Source organism: Streptomyces sp. NPDC001515 (assembly GCF_053597115.1).
This window is the reverse complement of record NZ_JBSFHN010000006.1, coordinates 98,305-120,272: the sequence shown is the minus strand read 5'-3', so window position 1 is coordinate 120,272 and position 21,968 is coordinate 98,305. Positions and strand designations below refer to the sequence as shown.

Below are 21,968 nucleotides of genomic sequence, written 5' to 3'. Positions count from 1 at the left end.
CCCGTCCGCCGCCTACAGACCGTCCCAGAAGGCGACGAGCGCGGCGGCGGTCGGTCCGGGGCGGCCGGTGTTGGGGGAGTGCTCGGCGCCCGCGATCCTGGTCCGGTGCGCGCCGAGGCGTGCGGCCATCGCGTCCAGCAGCGGCACCGGCCACACGTCGTCGCTCTCGCCGGAGATCACATGGACGGGCAGTCCGGTGGCGGCCAGCTCGGACACCCGGTCCGGCTCGGTCGCCAGCTGCCGTCCGGTGGCGATCAACTGCTCGGGGCGGTGGCGCAGCCAGCGCCGCCGCAGGTCCTCGCCGCCCGTCTCCGCCTCGGCCGGTGGGTCGAAGGCGCGCATCGCCGCCCAGACGTCGTCCATGGTCATGGTGGCCAGCGCGTCGCCCAGGATCTTCACCTTGATCTGCTGGGCCTCGACGACCTCGGCCGGCCCGGACGACATCAGGGTCAGCGAACGGAACGGCGCGCGGTCCAGCAGCACGGCCGCCCGCGCGATCTGTCCGCCGAGCGAATGGCCCAGCAGATCCACCCCGCCCGCGCCGACGCCGAGCGCGGCGGCCTGGGCCAGCACGTCCCGGGCCAGTTCCTCCTGCGCGTACGCCTCCGGGCGGTCCGGCCCCTCCGTCTCGTACTGGCCCCGCCCGTCGACGGCCACCGCGCGATAGCCCGCGTCGGCGAGCGGTTCCAGGAGGGCGATGAAGTCCTCCTTGCTGCCGGTGTAGCCGGGCAGCATGAGGACGGTGCCGCGCGGCTCCCCGTCCGGTACGGCGTCCAGGACGGCGAAGTCCCCGCGCGCGGTGCGCAGGGCACGGGGGCGGGCGCAGGGGGGCGGGGTGAAGGTCGGTGGCCTGCTCATGGCACGAGGTTAGGGCCTTTCCTCCCGATCGGGCCGGAGCGGGCCGGATCCGGCAGCGGGGTGCGGCGCCCCGGGGCTGCGCGGCGGCGGAGTCGCGTCCGGGGCCGTCGCGGCTCGGCCCCGGAAACGCCGGACGGGCCCGGAAACGCCGGACGGGCCCGGGGGGAAACGATCCCCGGGCCCGTCCGGCTGTCACGCGTGGTGCGCTCAGCCCTCGGTCTTCGCAGCGGTGGTGCGCGGCGAGCGTCGGCGGCGCGGCTTGGCCTCGCCCTCGGCGGCGGCCGGAGCCTCCGCCACGGCCGACGTCTTCGGCTTGGCGGCCGCACGGGTGCGGCGGCGCGGCCGGGACTCCGGCTCGGGCTCCGCGATCGGCGCGATCTGGAAGTCGACCTCGTCCTCGGCGGGCTTGATCACCCGGCGGCGGCGCGGCTTGGTCACCGTCGGCGCCTCGGCCACGGGCTCGGCCACGGGGGCGGTCTGGAACTCCGCCTCCCCGGCCGGCTTGGCCGCCCGGGTGCGGCGGCGGCGCGGCGCGGCCTCGGCCACCGTCTCCGCCTCGGTGTCGATGACGACCTCGGGCTTGGCGGCCCGGGTGCGGGTGCGCTTCCTCGGCGCGGCCTCCGCCTCCGGCTCGGCCTCCGCAACCGGAGCCTCGGCCACGGCCACCGCGCTCGCGGCGGCGGTCTCGGCGACCTCGGCCGCCTCGGCGGCGGACAGCCGGCCGCGACGGCGGCGGCGCGGCGTGCGCGGCTCGGCCGGAGCGTCGGCGGCGGGGGCCTCCACGGCCTCGGCGGCCGGTGCGGGCACCGTCGCGGCGTCCTCGCCCAGGGCGGCACCGCCCCGGGTGCGCCGGCGCTGGCGCGGGGTGCGCGGGGCGCGCTCCTCGCGGGTCGCGGGCGCGGGAGCCGACCGGCGGCCCCGGCCGCCCGTCTCGCCCAGGTCCTCGATCTCCTCGGCCTTCAGACCGGCACGGGTCCGCTCGGCACGGGGCAGGACGCCCTTGGTGCCGGCCGGGATGTCCAGGTCCTCGTAGAGGTGCGGGGAGGTGGAGTACGTCTCGGCCGGGTCCGGGAAGTTCAGGTCCAGGGCCTTGTTGATCAGCTGCCAGCGCGGGATGTCGTCCCAGTCGACCAGCGTGATCGCGATGCCCTTGGCACCCGCGCGGCCGGTGCGGCCGATCCGGTGCAGATAGGTCTTCTCGTCCTCGGGGGACTGGTAGTTGATGACGTGCGTGACGCCCTCGACGTCGATGCCGCGAGCGGCGACGTCGGTGCAGACCAGCACATCGACCTTGCCGTTGCGGAAGGCGCGCAGCGCCTGCTCGCGGGCGCCCTGGCCGAGGTCGCCGTGGACGGCGCCGGAGGCGAAGCCGCGCTTCTCCAACTGCTCGGCGATGTCCGCGGCGGTGCGCTTGGTGCGGCAGAAGATCATCGCGAGTCCGCGGCCCTTGGCCTGGAGGATGCGCGAGACCATCTCGGGCTTGTCCATCGAGTGGGCGCGGTAGACGTACTGCGCCGTGTTCTTGACGGTCGTGCCCTCGTCGTCGGGCGAGGTGGCGTTGATGTGCGTCGGCTGCGACATGTATCGGCGGGCCAGCGAGATGACCGCGCCCGGCATGGTGGCCGAGAACAGCATCGTCTGGCGCTTGGCCGGCAGCATCGTGATGATGCGCTCGACGTCGGGCAGGAAGCCCAGGTCCAGCATCTCGTCGGCCTCGTCGAGGACGAGCGCGCGGACCTTGGAGAGGTCCAGCTTGCGCTGGCCCGCGAGGTCGAGGAGCCGGCCCGGGGTGCCGACGATCACATCGACGCCCTTCTTCAGGGCCTCGACCTGGGGTTCGTACGCCCGGCCGCCGTAGATCGCCAGCACGCGCACGTTGCGCACCTTGCCGGCGGTCAGCAGGTCGTTGGTGACCTGCTGGCACAGCTCGCGGGTGGGAACGACGATGAGCGCCTGGGGGGAGTCCGTCAGCTCCTCGGGCCGCGCGCGGCCCGCCTCGACATCGGCGAGGACGGTGACGCGCTCCAGCAGCGGAAGGCCGAAGCCGAGCGTCTTGCCGGTGCCGGTCTTGGCCTGGCCGATGACGTCGGAGCCGGAGAGGGCGACGGGGAGCGTGAGCTCCTGGATGGGGAACGGGGACGTGATGCCGACGGCCTCAAGGGCCTCGGCCGTCTCGGAAAGAATCCCGAGGTCTCGGAACGTAGTCAGGGTGCTGCCTCTTCTGTGAAACGCGGTCCGAGGCGAACGAAGGGGGTCGTACCGTGCCGGGGTTGGTCATCCGGCCGTGGGGCCGGGTGGCGCGGGACCACTGCCGTCGCTCGAGCGCTCGTGCCGCTGAGGGGGCCCCTCATCTGCGGCCGTGCGTGTCGCACACACCGCGTGGAGGGCTGTCGGGTCGGAGCCGATCGGGCCACCGACCGGGCATCCTCATTCAATTTCGCGCAACGAGCAGATGCAAAGTGCTCAGTAAGCGCATTACCACTGTACCCCGGATTCGCGCATCTGTGTTGGGTGAATTCGTCGGGAGCGTGGAGGGCGAGGCGGCGGCCGTGCCCTTCCACCCCCGGCGGGGCGGGCTATTCTGCGGTCCATGGAGACGCCTGACAACGCCACTGACGCACCCGCATCCACCAGAGTCGCCGACCAGGACTGGGCCACCGCCTCCGCGGAGCCTCAGTACCGGGCCGCCGTCGTCGACCTGCTGGGCGCCCTCGCCTACGGGGAGCTGGCGGCGTTCGAGCGGCTCGCGGAGGACGCGAAGCTGGCGCCGACCCTGGCCGACAAGGCGGCCCTGGCGAAGATGGCGTCCGCGGAGTTCCACCACTTCGAGCGGCTGACCGACCGGCTGACCGCCATCGAGGTCGAGCCGACCGGCGCCATGGAGCCGTTCGCCCGGGCGCTGGACGACTTCCACCGCCAGACCGCGCCGTCGGACTGGCTGGAGGGCCTGGTCAAGGCGTACGTCGGCGACTCGATCGCCAGCGACTTCTACCGCGAGGTCGCCGTCCGGCTCGACTCGGACACCCGCTCGCTCGTCCTCGCCGTGCTCGACGACACCGGCCACGGCAACTTCGCCGTGGAGAAGGTGCGGGCCGCGATCGAGGAGGACCCGAGGGTCGGCGGCCGGCTCGCGCTCTGGGCCCGCCGGCTCATGGGCGAGGCGCTGTCCCAGGCCCAGCGCGTGGTCGCCGACCGCGACGCGCTCTCCACCATGCTGGTGGGCGGGGTCGCGGACGGTTTCGACCTCGCCGAGGTCGGCCGGATGTTCTCCCGGATCACCGAGGCGCACACCAAGCGGATGGCCGCCCTGGGGCTGGCCGCGTAGGGCGGCGCGGGGCGAGGAAGCAGGGGGCCGGGCGCCCCCTCGGACCGCCCGGCGGCGGGTCGGACCGCCGCGCTCGGACCGCCCGGCGGTGGGTCAGACCGCCGCCGAGCGCCCCAGCCGCCGGTTGCGCGGCCTGAGCAGCAGCGACAGCGTCACCGCGGAGATCAGCACCGAACCCACCAGGGTCGCCGCCGCATGCCCCGGGCCGAGCACCGAATGCGTGAGGTAGGCGCCGAACAGCGCCCCCAGCGCACCGGTCGCCAGCACGGCGCGACGGGACGGCAGCCGCGGCGAGAAGCCGCGCAGCGCGGCCCAGGACAGCACGAGCCCGAGCACGACGGAGCCCAGGGTTTCCAGGATCACGGACGGTCACCTCGCAGACGCGGGCCGGGCACTTCGGTCGAGGCCGTCCTACCCCCGGGCGGCGGAACGCAACCCTCCCCGGACAGGCTTCGCCCAGCCGACGCACAGGAACGGGGAGCCTCCGGGCTCGGCCCCGGAGCGCCGGAGAAACGCAGAGCGGTCCGGGATACGCAGGGCGACCCGGGATACGCAGGGCGACCCGGGATACGCAGGGCGACCCGGGATACGCAGGGCGACCCGGGATACGCAGAGCGGTCCGGGATACGCAGAGCGGCCCGGTGGGATTCCCACCGGGCCGCTCCCGCGGTCTGCGTCCGGGCGCGCTACAGCGCGCCGAACCCCACCCGTCGGGTGCTGGGCTCGCCGATCTCCACGTAGGCGATCCGGTCGGCCGGCACGAGAACCTTCCGGCCCTTGTCGTCCGTGAGGCTGAGCAGCTGCGCCTTGCCGGTCAGCGCCTCGGACACCGCGCTCTCGACCTCTGCGGCGGAAAGCCCGCTCTCCAGAACGATCTCCCGGGGCGTGTGCTGCACCCCGATCTTGACCTCCACGGCTATGTCCCTCCGACGGTCAGTCCCTGCGCGGTGAGCCGCGCCGTACGCAGGACACATTAGCCCGCTGAGGGGACGGGACAGGGCCCGGCGGGCCACGCCCGCAGCGAACAGGCGCGCAGGGCGCCGGTCAGTGCTGTTCGATGCCGTGCAGCGGGAAGCCCGCGATGCCCCGCCAGGCCAGCGAGGTGAGCAGCTGGACCGCCGTATCGCGCGGAATCGCCGACCGGCTGGAGAGCCAGTAGCGGGCGACCACCTGGGAGACCCCGCCGAGACCGACCGCGAGCAGCATGGACTCGTCCTTGGACAGCCCCGTGTCCCCGGCGATCACGTCCGAGATCGCCTCGGCGCACTGGAGGGAGACCCGGTCGACCCGCTCACGGACGGCCGGCTCGTTGGTCAGGTCCGACTCGAAGACCAGCCGGAACGCCCCGCCCTCGTCCTCGACGTACGCGAAGTAGGCGTCCATCGTCGCGGCGACGCGCAGCTTGTTGTCCGTGGTCGAGGCCAGCGCCGTGCGCACGGCGTGGAGCAGGGACTCGCAGTGCTGGTCGAGCAGGGCCAGATAGAGCTCCAGCTTGCCCGGGAAGTGCTGGTAGAGGACCGGCTTGCTGACCCCGGCCCGTTCCGCGATGTCGTCCATGGCCGCGGAGTGGTAGCCCTGCGCGACGAAGACCTCCTGCGCGGCGCCCAGCAGCTGATTGCGTCGCGCGCGGCGGGGCAGGCGGGTGCCCCTCGGGCGCGCCGCCTCGGTCTGCTCGATGGCTGTCACGCCGCCTCCCAGAATTGTGTTCGGACCCAGCAGTTCGGTGCACGCTGCGCCATACCGTCATCGTACTTTTGGGTAACCCGGGTATGCGCGGCGCGGACGCAGAATTTCACGGACCGGACGTCGGCGGTAGCCGCAGATTCCCCGGCCTCCGCCGCATAGCGGGACGTTTCAGCGGTAATCGTCCTCGTCCTGTGTGACGACCCGGGCCTGCTCCGCCGCGTCCGCCTCGTTGGCCTCGTCCCGGGCCACGTCCGTCAGCGGTTCGTCGTCCTGCGGACTCAGCTCCGCCTGCTGTTCGGCGGCGTCCGCCTCGGGGGTCTCCCGGTCCGGTTCGTCCGGCTGTACGTCCGCGAAGGTGTCCGGGTCGTTGGGGTCGGCCGTCATGGAGCGCTCCCTTTCCTCGCGTCGGGTCCTCGCTTCGGTCCTCAGCTTCGAGCCTAGGCTCTGCCCGGAGTTCCGGCGCGGAGGGGAACGGCGTCACCCGTCCCGGACGGTGCGAACGCTGTGACGGCGAACACATGAACCCCGGTGTGATCGTCTCGTAACATTGCCGCATGTCTTCGACCGAGCTGCCGGGAGTCCGCGGCGCCGCCGCGGCGGTGTCCCCCACGGTGAGCACCGTCAAGGTCGCGGAGGGCGAGGCGCTGCGTTCCGTCACCCTCCCCGGACTGACGCTGACCCTTCGTTCGCGGCGGCCGGACCGGCCCGGACTGCCCCCGGCCCTCTTCGTCCACGGCCTCGGCGGCTCCTCGCAGAACTGGTCGGCGCTGATGCCGCTGCTCCAGGACGTGCTGGACTGCGAGGCCGTCGACCTGCCCGGCTTCGGGGACTCCCCGCCGCCGGACGACGGCAACTACTCGGTCACCGGGCACGCGCGGGCGGTGATCCGGCTGCTGGACGCGGGCGGACGCGGCCCCGTCCACCTCTTCGGCAACTCGCTGGGCGGCGCGGTGGCCACCCGGGTCGCGGCGGTCCGCCCCGATCTGGTCCGCACCCTCACCCTCGTCTCGCCCGCCCTCCCCGAGATCCGCGTCCAGTGGTCGGCCGTGCCGACCGGACTGCTCGCGGTCCCGGGAATCGTCTCCCTGTTCGCCCGGATGACCCGGGACTGGAGCGCGGAGGACCGCACCCGCGGAGTCATGGCACTCTGTTACGGCGATCCGGCGCGCGTCTCCGCGGCGGGCTTCCGCGACGCGGTGGCCGAAATGGAGCGGCGGCTGGCGCTGCCGTACTTCTGGGACGCGATGGCGCGCTCGGCACGTGGCATCGTCGACGCGTACACCCTGGGCGGACAGCACGGGCTCTGGCGACAGGCGGAGCGGGTGCTGGCCCCGACCCAACTGGTGTACGGCGGACGGGACCGGCTCGTCTCGTACCGGATGGCACGCAGGGCGTCCGCGGCCTTCCGCGACGCGCGACTGCTGACACTGCCCGACGCCGGGCACGTGGCGATGATGGAGTACCCGGAGGCGGTCGCCCAGGCGTTCCGGGAACTGCTCGACGAATGCGGCGGGAGCTGATCCGGGGCGTGGGACGACACAGTCGAAGGGGCCCTGGGCCCGAGGCGCCCGGGACCGGGCCCGCCGCGGCGAACCCGGAAGCGGTGCCCGGCGGCGGTCCGCCCGCCGGCAGCGGCCGGCGCCGACGGCCCGGCGGCACCCCTTCCGACGAGGACTTCGACCCGTTCCGGTCCGGGTCCGAGGTGCGCGGCGGCCATCCCGAGCACCGTGAGCCCGGCGGCGGCTGGGGCACCGGTCCCCTCGCCCGGTACGGAGAGCGGCCCGCTCCGCCGCACGGGGGTCCCGGCACGGACGTCCGGCCCCCGGCACCCGACGGGGCCCGGTCGCCGGACGGCCCGGCCAAGCCGCTGATACCGGGTCCGCGCAGGGAGTTCGTCGAGGCGTTCGACGGTCCGCGGGCGGCACCCGCGCCGCGCGAGGACGCGGTGCGCGGGGACGCGGCGCGCGGGAACGTGGCGCGCGGGGACGCGGTGCCCCCGGCCGATCCGTACCGCTCGGTCACCGCGGGGGGCGAGCGTCCGCCGGAGGGCGACGGCGCGTCCGGCAGGACGGCCAGGTCCGGCCGGGGCCGGACCTTCACCGGCATCGCGGCGGCCGCCGTGACCACCGTGCTCGCGGTCGTCGTGGCCGGCCAGGTCGCCCAGGACGCCACCGGCGGCCGGAGCGGAGAGGCGCGGGCCGCGGGCGTGGACCGGGACGGGTCGGGCGACGCCTCCCGTTCCGACACCCGCAACACCCCGGACCCCGAGAGCGTGGCGTCCAAGCCCCTCACGTATGAACAGAAAATGGCCAAGCCTTACCCGCTGGCGGCGAAGCTGGAGGGCCCGGGGACGTTCGAGACGGTCCCCGGCCGGGCGAAGGCCCCCGGCAAGGGTCAGGTGCACCGCTACCGGATCGACGTCGAGAAGGGCCTCGGCCTCGACGCGGCGCTCTTCGCGGACGCCGTCCAGAAGACGCTCAACGACGACCGGAGCTGGGCCCACGACGGAGCCATGACCTTCGAACGGGTCTCCACCAAGGACGCGGACTTCGTCATCACGCTCGCCAGCCCCGGCACCACCGCGGACTGGTGCCGCAAATCGGGGCTGGACACCACCGAGGACAACGTCTCCTGCGACTCGGCGGCCACCGAGCGCGTGATGATCAACGCCTATCGCTGGGCCCAGGGCTCGTCCACCTTCGGGCCGGACAAGCTCTTCGCCTACCGCCAGATGCTGATCAACCACGAGGTGGGCCACCGGCTCGGCCACAACCACGTGAGCTGCCGGACGCCGGGCGCGCTCGCGCCGGTGATGCAGCAGCAGACCAAGTCGCTCGACATCGACGGCATCGAGTGCCGCCCCAACCCCTGGGTGTACCCCCGGGACTGACTGAGCCTCCGGGAACCCTCTCCAGCGCGGCTAAACGCCATCAGGGCGGGAAAGTTACGCCGGTTCACCCCTTTCGGTGGTGCGACGGACAACCGTCCGTCGCACCACCGGCGTATCCGCTTACGGTCGTCCCGCTGTGAGTCGCCGAACCAACGGCGGCCGCCCACAAGGGAGATCGGGGGTGCACTCGTGCGGATCGGACTGCTCACCGATGGTGGTTATCCGTACGCGTCCGGTGAGTCCAGACTCTGGTGCGACCGCCTGGTGCGCGGTCTCGCGCAACACGAGTTCGACCTCTTCGCGCTGAGCCGTTCCGCCGAGCAGGAGGCCCAGGGCTGGGTCCGGCTCCCCGAGCAGGTCGGCCGCGTCCGCACCGCCCCCCTGTGGACCGCCGACGAGGACACCCTCGGACTGCACGCCCCCCGGGGGCTTGTGGCCCGTGTGCTGGGCGGCGGCAGCGCACGGACGTACGGGCGGCGCGAACGCCGGCGCTTCACCACCCACTTCACCTCCCTCGCCACCGCGGTCTGCGTGGCCGCCCCCACCGGCGACGGGCGCGAGGGCGGACCGGGGACCCCCGACGCGGACCCGGTGGCGCGGGGACTCGCGGACGCGCTGTTCACCGAGGGGCTCTACGGACTGGCCGAACTGGCCTGGGAGCACGGCGGACTGCCCACCGCCCTGCGTTCCGAGACCGCCCTGCGGATCCTGGAGACCGCCAGCCGCGCCCCGGGCACCGGACGCACCGTCCAGACCGCCACCGTGCCCGACCTCCTCGCCTTCGCCGCCGAACTCGACCGCGCGCTGCGCCCCCTGTCCCTCGACTGGTACGACGACGAGGGCCTCGGCGCCGTCGACCTCTGCCACGCCGCCTCCGGCGGCGTCGCCGCACTCCCGGGGCTGCTGGCCAAACGCTTCTTCGGGGTGCCGCTCCTGGTCACCGAGTACGCCGTGCGGCTCCGGGCGCACTACCTCGCGGCCGGCGGCGCGCCCCTGAGCGCGCCGGTGCGCGCGCTCCTCGCCACCTTCCACGGCAGGCTCGCCACCGAGGTCTACCGGCAGGCCGCGCTCATCACCCCCGGCAACACCCACGCCCGCCGCTGGCAGGAGCGCTGCGGCGCCGATCCGGCCAAGGTGCGCACCGTCTACCCGGGGATGGAGTCCGCCCGCTTCGCGGCGCTCGGCGAGCGCGAGGACGACGGCGGCCCGGACACGCTGGTCTGGGTCGGCCGGATCGAACCCGCCAAGGACCTGCTCGGTCTGCTGCACGCGTTCGCCGAGGTGCGCCGGGCCGAGCCCGGCGCCCGGCTGCGGATCATCGGCGCGGCGGCGCAGGGGACGGAGGGCGCCGGCTATCTCGCCCGGTGCCGGGCCCTGGCCGAGCAGCTCTTCCCCGACGAGGCGGCCGACGCCCACACCGTGGGGGACGGCCCCGTCTCCTTCGAGGAGATCGGTGACGCCGAGGTCCCCGACCTCGCGCGGGCCTACGGCGCGGGCGGGGTGGTGGTCCTGTCCAGCGTGGTCGAGGGCTTCCCGATCAGCCTGGTCGAGGCCATGTTCTGCGGCCGGGCCACGGTGTCCACGGACGTCGGCGCGGTCGTCGAGGTGATCGGCGGTACGGGACTGGTGGTGCCGCCGCGCAACCCCCGGGCGCTCGCGGACGCCTGTCTGGCGCTGCTGCGCGACCCCGAGCGCCGTGCGCGCCTGGGCGCCGCCGCGCGCGCCCGCGCACTCGAACTCTTCACCGTCGAACAGAACCTCGCGGCCTTTCGCGGCATCTACCTGGAGCTGATCGCGCGGGCGCCGATGCGCCGAGCCCCCGGGCCCGTGGACGACACGGAGCCGCGCCCCTTCGCCACCCCGCCGGAGGCCCATGTCCTCGGGCTGTGGCCGCCGGACGACGCGCCGCGCCACGGGGAGCCGGACGACCGGATCCCGAGCTGGGCCGGTCAGGGCGTCGGAGCTGGGGCGCGCGGGGCGGGTGACGGCGATGTGTGACCAGGAGACGGCCGCGTCCGGCCGTACGGACCGACCGGGACCGGCCCGCGCACCCGGAGCGTGCGAGGCCCCCGGCGACAAGCGCGGAGGAACGACGATGGGCCGCCCGACCGAGGTGCCCGAACCGCTCGGCACCCCGATGACCAGCACCAACGGCGAGCACCGCTCGGGCGGTGCGGCCGCCGGCACGCTCGTCGCGGACCTCGCCGACCTCTCGGAACCGGCCTGGGCATGCGACGAAGACCCCACGGCCCCCGCACCCGGGACCGGCGGAGTCTCGGCACCCGGGACCGGCGGAGCCCTCGCGTCGCACACCGCCGCGCCGGACCCGGCGGGGCCCGCCCCGGAGCCGAGCGGCGGGGGGCCGGCGGGTGCGGTCCCGGCCGCGGACGAGGCCGAGGCCGCCGAGGCGGATGAGCCCGCCGGTGGTGAAGCCGACGCCGATGCCGACGGTGAATCCGGAGCCCACGCCCATGCCGACGAGACCCGGGCCTCGCGCCCGGCCGGAACCACTCCCACGGGCGCGCCCGGCTCGGCCGACTCGTCCGGCCACGGTCCCACCGATGCCTCCCGTTCCGTGCAATCCGGTGACGGCGCGGATGCCGGCATCTCCGCCGACGCCGTCCGCCCCGTACGGGGCGGAGTCGATGCAGCCGCCGTTCCCGAGGCATTACGTGCTGCCGACACGGGCACGGACGGGGACGGGGACGCCGCCCTCGCCCCCGGCACCCCCGCGACCGCCCCCGCCGGTACCCCGGGCGGGCCGGGCGCCGGGCGGCGGGGGTCCGTGGACCCGGTGAAGGCGCTGATGCACCGCCATCGCGATCTCTGCGAACGCGCCGTGGACCCGCTGGAGATCGCCGCAGGGCTGGAGGCCCACGGCGTCACCGACCGCACCGCCGCCCGCTACCGGCACCGTGATGTGTTCTCGCTCGCCGAGGAACTCTTCGCACGGGTCCCGGGCGTGCCGGGTGAGCGCGCGGAGGCGCCCCGCACTCCGGCGCGCGACATCGAGACGCGCGCCGCCTGGTCGCTGCGGGCCCTGCTGCCCGGCGCCGCCTGCCTCGCGACCTTCGCGACTCTGCGGCTCACCGACGGCGTGCTCGGCGGCGGGGCCCGGCTCGCCGTCGGCGCGGGCGGCGCGCTCCTCACGTTCGTCTGCCTCGCCGTCGCCCTGCGCAGCGGCCCCCTCAGCGCCCACGGCCGGGCGACCGGCGCCACCGGCCCGCTCTGCTGCTGGCTCCTCGGCTACGTCGTCTACGGCGAGGCATTCCTCCACCAGGTGCTCTCCGGCGGACCCGAGGGCCCCTGGGACCTCACCCCGGCCCCGCTGCTCGGCCTCGCCGTGGCGGTCGCGCCCGCCGCCTGGTGCGCCCACCTCTTCTCCGTGCACGCCCACCGACGACTCCGCGGCAGCCGGGCACTGGAGGAGTTCGCCGCCGGGGTGCGCCCCCTGCTCTTCGCCGCCGTCGCCGCCTTCCTCTGTGTGCTGGCCGTCCTGCTCCGCCTCGCGGACCTCGGGGCCGGTCCGGGCGGTTCGGCCGTCGGGGCCGCCGCGCTCGGCGTGCTGCTCCTGCTGGCCCGGCTCCTCACCGTGCACGGCTTCCCGGAGCCGGCCGCCACCGGTCTCGGCGCCGCCTGCGCGGTCGAGGCCGCCGCCCCGGCCCTGATCCTGGCCGGCCGGCTGCCCGGACTCGATGGCGTCGCCCGCCCCGTGCAGGCGCTCGTCGAGGCCGGGGGGACCGGCGCCGTACCGGCCCTGGCCTGCGCCGCCGCCGCGCTCGGCCTGCTGGTCACCGCCACGGCAGCCCTCTCCAGGGCCTCCGCCCACACCGCCGCCTGAGGCGGCCCCAGACGCCCCGCGGAGCCGACGCCGCGGGTTTCCACCCCCACCGCAACTGCCCCAAGGAGACAACGGACATGACCCCCCAATACCCCGCACCGGCAACCCGCCGTCGGCACCGAGGGGGCGCACGATGAGGGTGCTGCTGCTCGGAGCCAACGGCTTCCTCGGCCGGTTCGTCGCCGACCGGCTGCTCGCCGACCCGGCCGTCCACCTCACGGCGCTCGGCCGGGGCGACGACGCCGACGTGCGGTTCGACCTCGCGGGCGGCAGCCCCGGAGCGCTCACCCGCTTCCTGGACGCCGTCCACCCCGGTGTCGTCGTCAACTGCGCCGGAGCCATTCGGGGCGGCGCCCGCGATCTGACCCGGCACAACACCGTCGCCGTCGCCACCGTCTGCGAGGCCATGCGGCGCAGCGGCTGCACCGCCCGCCTGGTCCAGGTCGGCTGCTCCTCGGAGTACGGCCCCTCGCAGCCCGGCTCCTCCACGGCCGAGGACGCCGTCCCGCGCCCCGGCGGCCCGTACGGCGTCAGCAAGCTCGCCGCCACCGAACTGGTCCTGGGCTCCGGCCTCGACGCGGTCGTCCTGCGGGTCTTCTCGCCGGTCGGCCCCGGCACCCCGGCGGGCTCCCCGCTCGGCCGGCTCGCCGAGGCGATGCGCCGGGCCATGCAGGCGGGCGACGGAGAGCTGAAGCTCAGCGGACTCGGCGTCCAGCGCGACTTCGTCGACGTGCGCGACGTCGCGCGCGCCGTGCACGCCGCCTCGCTCTCCGCCGCCCAGGGCGTCGTCAACATCGGTACCGGACGCGCCGTGCGCCTGCGCGACGCGGCGGCCGTCCTCGCCAAGGTCGCCGGGTACGCGGGCGCGCTCCACGAACTGGACACGCCCCCCGGCCGGCTGCCCATCGGCGCCCCCCGCACGTCCGCCGAATCGGTCATGGAGCACCTCTCGGCGACGCCCTCCCCCTACCCGGACGGCTGCGGTGCCTGGCAGCAGGCGGACGTGCGCACCGCCCGCGACCGGCTCGGCTGGCGCCCCCGGATCAATCTGGAGGAGTCGCTGGCCGATATCTGGATGGAGGCGGCGTGCCGCATCTGACCCGTACCGGCACCGTCCCCCGGGCCTGCGGGGCCGAACGGTTCGGCTTCGGCGTCCCCGGCTGCGCCCATCCGCTGCTGGCCCCGGCCGAATGGGCCGAGCTGGCCCGCCCCGGCACCCCGCTGCACTGGGCGGTCCTCGACGTCGACAACGGCCCGGGGACCCGGCCCGACCCGCACTGCCTGGACGCCGCAGGACGGCTGCGCAACGCCAGGGAGCGGGCGGCGGCCGACGCGGGGGCGCACGACGCCGTCCGCGCCTCGGCCGGGCGGCTGCTCGGCCGGCTCGACGTCGGCCACGGCACCCGCCCCTTCGGCGAACTGCTCGACGACGCCCGCTGCTATCTGGAGTGGTACCGGGTCGACGGCTTCTACCTCGACCACTGCCCGGCCGACCGCCCCGGTCTGCCGGGCGTGCGGCGCCTCACCGCCACGCTCGCCGCCTTCCTGGCGGACAGCGGGGCCGGCGGGCGCCGGGGCCATCTGGTGCTGGGGCACGACACCCATCCGTATCCCGGGTACGCCGAGGCCGCCGACCAGCTCGTCACCTTCCGCGGCACCTGGTCGGACTACCGCTGGTCGCAGGTGGCGGAGTGGACAGCCGACTACCCGCCGAGCCGCTTCGCCCACGTCGTCCACGGGGTGCCGCGCACCCACCTGGAGGAGGCGATGCGGATCGCCCGCTGGCAGGGCGCCGGGACGATCTTCTTCACGGACCGGACCGTGGACGCCGCTGCCGGCGATGGACCCGGACAAACCGATCCATTCGCGACGCTGCCCAGGTACTGGGACGAAATCGTCTCGCGGATCGGACCTCATATCTCGGAATGAGAAGGGGCGTGGCAGTGTTACGGCAAGAACAACCGTACGTAGTCGAAGTACGTAGAAACCGACCACCTGCATTGTTGAGGTTCCTGTGTCGCTGCCACCCCTGGTCGAGCCAGCTGCTGAGCTCACCGTCGACGAGGTCCGCAGGTACTCCCGCCACCTGATCATCCCGGACGTCGGGATGGACGGGCAGAAGCGGCTGAAGAACGCGAAGGTGCTCTGTGTCGGCGCCGGCGGCCTCGGTTCGCCGGCCCTGATGTACATGGCCGCCGCCGGTGTCGGCACGCTCGGCATCGTGGAGTTCGACGAGGTCGACGAGTCGAACCTGCAGCGCCAGGTCATCCACAGCCAGGGTGACATCGGCAAGTCCAAGGCCCTGTCGGCCAAGGAGACCGTGCAGGGGATCAACCCCCTGGTCAACGTGGTCCTTCACGAGGAGCGGCTGGAAGCCGACAACGTGATGGACATCTTCTCCCAGTACGACCTGATCGTGGACGGCACGGACAACTTCGCCACCCGCTATCTGGTCAACGACGCGGCCGTGCTGCTGAACAAGCCGTACATCTGGGGCTCGATCTACCGGTTCGACGGCCAGGCGTCCGTCTTCTGGTCGGAGCACGGCCCCTGCTACCGCTGCCTCTACCCGGAGCCGCCCCCGCCGGGCATGGTGCCGTCCTGCGCCGAGGGCGGTGTCCTCGGTGTGCTCTGCGCCTCCATCGGCTCCATCCAGGTCAACGAGGCCATCAAGCTGCTCGCCGGCATCGGTGACCCGCTGGTCGGCCGGCTGATGATCTACGACGCCCTGGAGATGCAGTACCGCCAGGTCAAGATCCGCAAGGACCCGAACTGCGCGGTCTGCGGCGAGAACCCCACCGTCACCGAGCTCATCGACTACGAGGCCTTCTGCGGCGTCGTGTCCGAGGAGGCCCAGGAGGCGGCGGCCGGTTCCACGATCACTCCCCGGCAGCTCAAGGAGTGGATCGACGCCGACGAGAAGATCGAGATCATCGACGTCCGCGAGCCGAACGAGTTCGAGATCGTCTCGATCCCGGGCGCGACGCTGATCCCGAAGAACGAGTTCCTGATGGGCAACGCCCTCCAGGACCTCCCGCAGGACCGCCGCATCGTCCTGAACTGCAAGACGGGCGTCCGCAGCGCCGAGGTCCTCGCGGTCCTCAAGTCCGCGGGCTTCGCCGACGCGGTGCACGTCGGCGGCGGCGTGATCGGCTGGGTCAACCAGATCGAGCCCGAGAAGCCGGTGTACTAGAACGGCGTCGAAGGGGCCGGTCCGCACCACCCGGTGCGGACCGGCCCCTTCAACATGTCCGGCACGCGTGCCGGTCAGGAACAGGTCGTCCCGTCCTTCGGCACCTTCCCGTTCAGGAAGTACGCGTCGACCGTCGAGGTCACACAGCTGTTGCCGCCGTAGGCGCCGTGCCCCTCGCCCTTGTTGGTGACCAGCACCCCGACGCCCTTGCCGAGCTTGTCGGCCATCCTGCGCGCCCCCTCGTACGGCGTCGCCGGATCGCCCGTCGTCCCGACGACCAGGACCGGACCGGCGCCCGGGGCGCTCGCCTCCGGGGTCAGGTGCTCGCCCGCCACCGGCCAGCCCGAGCACCAGCCCGCCGTGTCCCAGGCCAGGAACGGCCCGAAGACCGGCGAGATCCGGGTGAACTCGGGCAGCAGCGCCTTGGCCTGGGCCGCCGTCGGCCGGGCCTTGCTGTCCGCGCAGGAGATCGCCCGCTGCGCGTGGTTCTGGGTGTCGTAACGGCCGCTCGCGTCCCGGCCGTTGTACGAGTCGGCGAGTTGGAGCAGCATCGAGCCCCGGCCGCGCTCCGCCTCGTCGAGGGCCTGGGTGAGCGTCGGCCAGCTCTCCTCCGAGTACAGCGGCAGCACGATCCCGGTGATCGCCATCGATTCGTTGAGCGTGCGGCTCGTCCCGGTCGGCAGCGGTTTCGCGTCGATCCGCTTCAGCAGGGCGGCGATGCGGCGGGTGCCGGCCTCCGGGTCCTGGCCGCGGTCCTTCAGATAGTTGTCCAGCGCCCGCTGGAAGCCGATCGTCTGGTTGCGGGCGTGGCCCGTGCTGTCGGCGGTCGGGTCGACGACGGCGTCGAAGACGGTCCGCCCCACGTGCCCCGGGAACAGGTGCGCGTACGTGCCGCCCAGCTCCGTCCCGTACGACATCCCGAAGTACGTCAGCTTCCGGTCGCCGAGCACCTGGCGGATCAGGTCCATGTCGCGGGCGGCGTTCGTCGTGGTGACATGGGGCAGGACCTTGCCCGAGAGGCGCGCGCAGCCGGCCCCGAAGTCCGCGCCGTCCTTCATGAACGCCGCCGTCTCGGCCGCCGTGTCCGGCGTCATGTCGACGTCCCGGTACGCGATGTCCTGCTCGCGGTCGCTCCGGCAGCGCACCCCGGCGCTCCGCTCCACCCCGCGCGGGTCGAAGCCCACCAGGTCGTACCGGGTGTTCAGCGTTCCGTAGCCGTCGGCGGCGCGCGGCAGGATGGACACCCCGGAGCCGCCGGGGCCGCCGAAGTTGAACAGCATCGAGCCGAGCCGCCGCCCCTTGTCCCGGGCCGACTTGCGGATCAGGGCGATGCCGATCGTGTCGCCGTCCGGCGCGGCGTAGTCCAGCGGGACGCGGACCGTCGTGCACCGCCACGCCGAGCCCGGGGCGCTGTCGCCCTCGGGGGCCTTGCAGCGCTTCCAGTCCAGTCGCTGACCGGTGAGCGAGGCGGGCAGCGGCTTCGCGGCGTCCGCCGCGGGCGAGGCCGGCGCGGTGGGGGAGCCGGACCCGGCCGGGGACGACGCCGCCGGTGCCGTACCGCTCGCCGCCCGATCGCCGGGCTTGTCGTCCGACCCGTCCCCGCAGCCCGCGAGCGCCCCCGCCAGCAGCAGCGCGGCGGCGGCCAGCGCCCCGGTCCGTGCGTGTACGACCACGTGTACGTCCCCTCCCCCTGTGACTGCCGCTCCGGCAGTGCGCCCATCGTAGGCGCGGCCGGACGGGCCCCTAACCGCACACCGTTCCGGCCGGCGGCACCTTCCCGTCCAGCAGATAGCCGCCCACCGCCTTCTGCACACAGGCGTTCTCGCTGTTGTACGCCCCGTGGCCCTCGCCCTTGTACGTCATCTCCACGCCGACGCCGTCGCCCAGCGCGCGGGCCATCGCCCGTGCGCCCGCGTACGGGGTGGCCGGATCGCCGGTGTTGCCGATGACGAGGATCGGGGCGGCGCCCGGGGCGCCGACGTCCGGGTGGTTCCAGACGCCCTCGACCGGCCAGTCGGTGCAGCTCATCAGGCCCCAGCCGAGGTAGTCGCCGAAGACCGGCGAGGCCTCACGGAAGGCGGGAAGCCTCTCCTTCGTCCCGTCCAGGGTGAACCGCTGCTTGGAGTCGGCGCAGTTGATGGCGGTGTTGGCCGCGGCGGAGTTGTCGTAGTGGCCGTCCTCGGAGCGGCCGTTGAGGGAGTCCGCGAGGGCCAGCAGCAGTCCGCCGTTGCCGCCGTCGGCCTCGTCCAGGCCCTGTTCCAGCAGCGGCCAGGTCTCCTTGGAATAGAGGGCGGCCGCGATGCCGGTGGTGGCCTGGGTCTGCGTCAGTTTCCGGTCGCCCAGCCCCGCGATCGGCTGCTTCTCCAGGTGGTCGAGGAGGACCGCGACCCCCTGTTCGACCTCCTTCGGGGTGGCGCCGGGCAGCTTGCAGGCGTCGCCCCGGTCCACACAGTCCCGCGCGAAGTTGTCCAGGGCGAGCTGGAACCCCCTGGCCTGGCCGAGGGCGGACTCCTCGGCGTCCTCGGTCGGGTCGACGACCGCGTCCAGGACCGCCCGGCCGACGCGCTCCGGGAACAGATGCGCGTAGACGCCGCCCAGTTCGGTGCCGTACGAGATGCCGAAGTAGTGCAGCTTGTCGTCCCCGAGGACCTGGCGCATCAGATCCATGTCGCGGGCGGCGTTCGTCGTGCCCACGAAGGGCAGCTCCTCGCCGGAGTTCTTCTCGCACGCCTGAGCGAACGTCTTCGTCTGCTCGGTGAACGCCTTCTCCTCGGCGGCCGTGTCCGGCGTCCCGTCGCCCTGGAAGCGCTTGTCGAGCCGCGCGTCGTCCTCGCACTCCACCGCGGCGCTGCGGCCGACCCCGCGCGGATCGAAGCTCACCAGGTCGTAGCGGGTGCGGAGCTTGTCGTACGCGGTGCCGAAGGCGGGCAGCGTGGCGACGCCGGAGGCGCCGGGGCCGCCGAAGTTGAAGACGAGCGAGCCGATCCGCTTCTTCCCGTCGACGGCGCGGGCGCGGACGAGGGCCAGTTCGATGGTGTCGCCGTCCGGGTGGGCGTAGTCGCGCGGAGCCTTCATGAACGCGCACTCCCACACGGCACCGCCCGGCAGCGGTGACGGCGACGCCCCGCCGCCCTGGGCCTGCGAGGGGGCCGGGCACGGCGTCCACCGCAGGCGCTGCGAGCCGAGCGCGGACGGGGTGGTGGACGCGGCCACGATCTCGGCCGTGCGCACCACCCCGTCCGGCAGTTCGCCGCTCCCCTTGTCACCGCCGTCCGAGCAGCCGGTGAGCGGAAGGAGCACGGTGGCGGTGGCGGCGAGGGCGGCGGCACGCAGGGCGGGGGAGGTCCTCATCACCCCATCGTGCGGCGGCGCCCCGGGGGGTGCACGGGGCGCCGGTCCAAGCGGGTCAACCGGGCGGGGCCGCTCCTACAGCTCGCCCTTGCGCGTCAGATGGTTGAAGCACAGCCAGCCCGGCAGCACCGGCAGCCACAGCGTCATCAGCCGGAACAGCAGAACGGCGGGCGCGGCGACCTCCTTGGGCAGGCCGACCGCGATCAGACCCAGCGTCAGCGCGCCCTCCACCGCGCCCATGCCGCCCGGCGTCGGGGCCGCCGAGCCCAGCGCGTTGCCCGCCAGGAAGACCACCGCGATGCTCGCGTAGCTGAGGTGCGGGGTGTCCGGGCCGCTGAACGCCCGGACCGAGGCGTCCAGACACATCACGAACACCCCGGTCAGCAGCAGCATCCCGCCGATCCCGGTGAGCAGCTTCTGCGGCCGCTGCACCACGTCCAGCATGCGCGGCACGACGCCCGCGAACAGCGACCGCACCCGGGTCACCACGAACTTCCGCAGGAACGGGATGGCCGTCACGACCAGCACCAGCACGGCGACCGTCAGCAGGCCCGCGATCACCGTCCGGGACGGCGTGAGCGAGGACGGCGTCTTCTCCGTCCCCGTCAGATAGCCGAACGCGGCCAGCAGCACGATGTGGCAGCCGAGCCCGAACAGCTGCGAGGCGCCGACACTGGCCACCGCCAGCCCCGGCCGCACCCCCGACCGCTGGAGGAAGCGGGTGTTCAGCGCCACCCCGCCCACCGCGGCCGGCGCCACGATCTTCACGAACGAACCGGCGACCTGGGCCAGCACCGTCTTCCCGAACGGCACCCGCTCGGGCACGAAGCCCAGCAGGCTCATCGCCGCCGCCACATAGCTGAGCGCCGAGAAACCGAGCGCCGCCGCCACCCAGCCCCACTCCGCCTGCTCCACCACGGCCCCGAAGTCGGCCTCGGTGACCTGCGAGATCAGGAAGTACGCGGCGATGGCGCCGGCGATGAAGCTGAACAGGGTGCGCGGCTTGATCCGCTCCAGCCGGACCGGCTCGACCGGTGCCTGCGGCCGGATCAGCAGCACCTCCTGGCGGATCCGGGAGAGCAGATCCTCCTCGCGGGCGCCGTCCAGCGCGTCGTCCATGGCCCGCTTCTCGGCCTGCTTCTCGGTGCGCTGCGACTTGCGGGCGGCCTTGCGCCCGGTGGTCCGGGACAGCTCCGCGTCCTGCGCCCGCGCCCGCTTCGCCGCGTCCGACGCCTCCAGCACGGCCTCGCGCTCGCGCTGCGACCGCTCCCGGGCCAGTCGGCGCAGCTGCGCCCGGGTGGACCGGCTGAGCGCGATCGGCTGGAGCAGCGGCAGGCAGTCCGCGACGGCGTCCGGCCCCAGCACCTCCAGCGCCGCCGCCACCGCCCGCTCGGGACCGATCCGCAGCCCCGTGGTGGTGAGCAGTTGCGCCACGTCCATCCGCAGCACCAGATCGCCCGCCGCGATCTCGCCGCCGCGCAGATCGGTGACGAAGACCGTGCCAAAACGATCCACCAGGACGGCGTCGCCCGTGAGCCTGCGGTGCGCGATGCGCCGCGACTGGAGCGCCTTCACCTGACGCCAGGCGCCGCGCACCAGCGCGTCGGTGATCTCGCCGTCCTCCAGCGCGTCCAGGGAGCGCCCGCCGATGTGCTCGTAGACCAGCATCACGGCGTCCGGGCCCAGCTCGGAGGTGGCGATCAGCTTGGGGGCGTTGGCCCCGGCGGCGATCGCCGCGTACGCGAGCAGCGCCTCCTGCTCCAGCGCCTGGCGCAGCGACTGGATGGACCGCCGCTGGGTGAAGCCGCGCAGGGTCAGCCGCCGCCACACCCGGTAGAAGAAGCCCTGGGCCTGCTGTTCGCGGTCCACGACCGTCACGTCGAGCGGCGGGCCGTCCTCCAGCGAGACCAGATAGCGGCGCCCCCGGTCGCCCTGGTCGACGTAGTCCGGCGCGTCCTCGGCCCGTATGGCGCTGACCGGTCGGAAGCCGACGTGGCGCAGTCCGGCCATCAGATGCTGACCGGTCGGCCGGACGTTGGGCGAGCCGACCGCGTACAGCGTGCCGTAGGCGACGGTCCAGCCGATGAGCACGGTCAGGATGATGGAGAGCGGTGTCGTGTACCCGCCCACGAGCATGGTGAACGCGTCCAGCAGCAGGACCATCCACAGCACGACCCGCCAGCGCGGCCGTCTCGCCATGCCGACAGCCGTCATGTAGGCGATCACCGGGGCGAGATAGCCGTGCACCGGATCGGTCAGCTCGGCACCGGGCTGCGGCTGCGTCAGCGCGTCCTGGATGGTGCCGGAGGCGGACTTGGACACCCACAGGTCCGTGGCGAGCGTCACCCCGTGCGCCAGCACGGCGGCCAGCACCCCGTCGGCGATCCGCAGTCCGTCGCGTTTGACCAGCCGCTCGATGGCGAAGGCCACCGGAACGAGCAGCACGGCGATGCTGGAGACCAGACCGGCCAGCTTGATGAGGAGGTCGGGCGCCTGCCCGGTGCCCTTGTTGATGTCCTGTTCGAGACCGGTCGTGGTGCCGTGGGCGAAGGCGGCGACGGAGAACAGCACGACGATCGCCAGCACGCCGACGAGCAGCCGCAGCAGATCGGAGGGGCGGTGCACCCGGGCGGGCAGCAGCGGTTCGTCGCCCGAGACCCGGTCGGCCCCCGGCGCGTCGGAGGCCGCGAGCGTCGACCCGGCCGGACGCTCCGACGGGTCGCGCGGCGCGGTGTCCGGCTCCGGCCCGCCCTCGTGGGGGCGCGGCTCGGCATCAGAGGCGTCGGCCGCCTTCGGTGGCTGCACGCCCTGCTCCTTCGTCGCC

17 protein-coding genes are annotated in these 21,968 nt (G+C 74.0%); 8 read left to right on the top strand and 9 right to left on the bottom strand.

Annotated elements, in window-relative coordinates; translation table 11 throughout:
- Nucleotides 1–12: 12 nt before the first annotated feature.
- Complete coding sequence (locus ACWCXC_RS09335) at nucleotides 13–858, bottom strand: alpha/beta fold hydrolase (RefSeq protein WP_450887730.1); 846 nt, start codon at nucleotides 856–858, stop codon at nucleotides 13–15.
- A 207-nt stretch (nucleotides 859–1,065) separates the two neighbouring features.
- The gene (locus tag ACWCXC_RS09330; protein ID WP_450685223.1) at nucleotides 1,066–3,003 is read right to left on the bottom strand and encodes a DEAD/DEAH box helicase; all 1,938 of its coding nucleotides are present in this window, start codon (nucleotides 3,001–3,003) and stop codon (nucleotides 1,066–1,068) included.
- 445 nt (nucleotides 3,004–3,448) lie between these two features.
- Between ACWCXC_RS09330 and ACWCXC_RS09325 the strand changes: the two genes are divergently transcribed.
- A complete protein-coding gene (locus ACWCXC_RS09325; RefSeq protein WP_383634696.1) occupies nucleotides 3,449–4,183 on the top strand; it encodes a ferritin-like fold-containing protein in 735 nt (244 codons plus the stop codon).
- 93 nt (nucleotides 4,184–4,276) lie between these two features.
- Here the strand turns inward: ACWCXC_RS09325 and ACWCXC_RS09320 are convergent, their stop codons facing one another.
- The 4 genes from ACWCXC_RS09320 to ACWCXC_RS09305 all read right to left on the bottom strand — a co-directional run bounded on the left by ACWCXC_RS09320 (nucleotide 4,277) and on the right by ACWCXC_RS09305 (nucleotide 6,253).
- On the bottom strand, nucleotides 4,277–4,546 hold the full coding sequence (locus ACWCXC_RS09320; protein ID WP_450685206.1) for a hypothetical protein: 270 nt from the start codon (nucleotides 4,544–4,546) through the stop codon (nucleotides 4,277–4,279).
- A 323-nt stretch (nucleotides 4,547–4,869) separates the two neighbouring features.
- The gene (locus ACWCXC_RS09315) at nucleotides 4,870–5,097 is read right to left on the bottom strand and encodes a DUF3107 domain-containing protein (protein ID WP_450685205.1); all 228 of its coding nucleotides are present in this window, start codon (nucleotides 5,095–5,097) and stop codon (nucleotides 4,870–4,872) included.
- 130 nt (nucleotides 5,098–5,227) lie between these two features.
- A complete protein-coding gene (locus ACWCXC_RS09310; protein WP_383634702.1) occupies nucleotides 5,228–5,869 on the bottom strand; it encodes a TetR/AcrR family transcriptional regulator in 642 nt (213 codons plus the stop codon).
- A gap of 168 nt (nucleotides 5,870–6,037) precedes the next feature.
- Nucleotides 6,038–6,253, bottom strand: a complete 216-nt coding sequence (locus ACWCXC_RS09305; protein WP_450685204.1) for a hypothetical protein — start codon at nucleotides 6,251–6,253, stop codon at nucleotides 6,038–6,040.
- Nucleotides 6,254–6,423: 170 nt separating this feature from the next.
- On the opposite strand from ACWCXC_RS09305, the gene ACWCXC_RS09300 reads away from it, so the two are divergent.
- The 7 genes from ACWCXC_RS09300 to moeZ all read left to right on the top strand — a co-directional run bounded on the left by ACWCXC_RS09300 (nucleotide 6,424) and on the right by moeZ (nucleotide 15,793).
- On the top strand, nucleotides 6,424–7,389 hold the full coding sequence (locus tag ACWCXC_RS09300; RefSeq protein WP_450685203.1) for an alpha/beta fold hydrolase: 966 nt from the start codon (nucleotides 6,424–6,426) through the stop codon (nucleotides 7,387–7,389).
- Nucleotides 7,374–8,759 carry a DUF3152 domain-containing protein gene (locus ACWCXC_RS09295; RefSeq protein WP_450887726.1) on the top strand — a complete coding sequence of 462 codons (1,386 nt, stop codon included), beginning with the start codon at nucleotides 7,374–7,376 and terminating at the stop codon, nucleotides 8,757–8,759. The genes ACWCXC_RS09300 and ACWCXC_RS09295 overlap by 16 nt, the downstream gene beginning before the upstream one ends.
- 189 nt (nucleotides 8,760–8,948) lie before the next feature.
- Nucleotides 8,949–10,757: a glycosyltransferase gene (locus tag ACWCXC_RS09290; RefSeq protein ID WP_450887724.1), complete on the top strand. Its 1,809-nt coding sequence runs from the start codon at nucleotides 8,949–8,951 to the stop codon at nucleotides 10,755–10,757.
- Between the two features lie 607 nt (nucleotides 10,758–11,364).
- On the top strand, nucleotides 11,365–12,600 hold the full coding sequence (locus ACWCXC_RS09285) for a hypothetical protein (RefSeq protein ID WP_450887846.1): 1,236 nt from the start codon (nucleotides 11,365–11,367) through the stop codon (nucleotides 12,598–12,600).
- 133 nt (nucleotides 12,601–12,733) lie between these two features.
- A complete protein-coding gene (locus tag ACWCXC_RS09280; protein ID WP_450685199.1) occupies nucleotides 12,734–13,699 on the top strand; it encodes an NAD-dependent epimerase/dehydratase family protein in 966 nt (321 codons plus the stop codon).
- Nucleotides 13,687–14,529, top strand: coding sequence for a spherulation-specific family 4 protein (locus ACWCXC_RS09275; RefSeq protein ID WP_450887722.1), 843 nt, complete (start codon nucleotides 13,687–13,689; stop codon nucleotides 14,527–14,529). Before ACWCXC_RS09280 ends, ACWCXC_RS09275 begins: the two co-directional genes overlap by 13 nt.
- Nucleotides 14,530–14,614: 85 nt before the next feature.
- Nucleotides 14,615–15,793 carry an adenylyltransferase/sulfurtransferase MoeZ gene (gene moeZ, locus ACWCXC_RS09270; RefSeq protein ID WP_450685197.1) on the top strand — a complete coding sequence of 393 codons (1,179 nt, stop codon included), beginning with the start codon at nucleotides 14,615–14,617 and terminating at the stop codon, nucleotides 15,791–15,793.
- A 74-nt stretch (nucleotides 15,794–15,867) separates the two neighbouring features.
- Here the strand turns inward: moeZ and ACWCXC_RS09265 are convergent, their stop codons facing one another.
- From ACWCXC_RS09265 to ACWCXC_RS09255, 3 genes are all read right to left on the bottom strand, one after another.
- Nucleotides 15,868–17,466: an alpha/beta hydrolase gene (locus tag ACWCXC_RS09265; protein ID WP_450887720.1), complete on the bottom strand. Its 1,599-nt coding sequence runs from the start codon at nucleotides 17,464–17,466 to the stop codon at nucleotides 15,868–15,870.
- Between the two features lie 70 nt (nucleotides 17,467–17,536).
- Complete coding sequence (locus ACWCXC_RS09260; protein WP_450887718.1) at nucleotides 17,537–19,144, bottom strand: alpha/beta hydrolase; 1,608 nt, start codon at nucleotides 19,142–19,144, stop codon at nucleotides 17,537–17,539.
- A gap of 75 nt (nucleotides 19,145–19,219) precedes the next feature.
- Complete coding sequence (locus ACWCXC_RS09255; protein ID WP_450684282.1) at nucleotides 19,220–21,949, bottom strand: lysylphosphatidylglycerol synthase domain-containing protein; 2,730 nt, start codon at nucleotides 21,947–21,949, stop codon at nucleotides 19,220–19,222.
- Nucleotides 21,950–21,968: the final 19 nt, after the last annotated feature.

Excerpts from the sequence above, each read along its gene's own strand:
- ACWCXC_RS09295 (WP_450887726.1), top strand. The coding sequence starts at position 7,374 with ATGCGGCGGGAGCTGATCCGGGGCGTGGGACGACACAGTCGAAGGGGC.
- ACWCXC_RS09325 (WP_383634696.1), top strand. The coding sequence starts at position 3,449 with ATGGAGACGCCTGACAACGCCACTGACGCACCCGCATCCACCAGAGTC.
- ACWCXC_RS09280 (WP_450685199.1), top strand. The coding sequence starts at position 12,734 with ATGAGGGTGCTGCTGCTCGGAGCCAACGGCTTCCTCGGCCGGTTCGTC.
- ACWCXC_RS09260 (WP_450887718.1), bottom strand. The coding sequence starts at position 19,144 with ATGAGGACCTCCCCCGCCCTGCGTGCCGCCGCCCTCGCCGCCACCGCC.
- ACWCXC_RS09305 (WP_450685204.1), bottom strand. The coding sequence starts at position 6,253 with ATGACGGCCGACCCCAACGACCCGGACACCTTCGCGGACGTACAGCCG.
- ACWCXC_RS09335 (WP_450887730.1), bottom strand. The coding sequence starts at position 858 with ATGAGCAGGCCACCGACCTTCACCCCGCCCCCCTGCGCCCGCCCCCGT.
- ACWCXC_RS09300 (WP_450685203.1), top strand. The coding sequence starts at position 6,424 with ATGTCTTCGACCGAGCTGCCGGGAGTCCGCGGCGCCGCCGCGGCGGTG.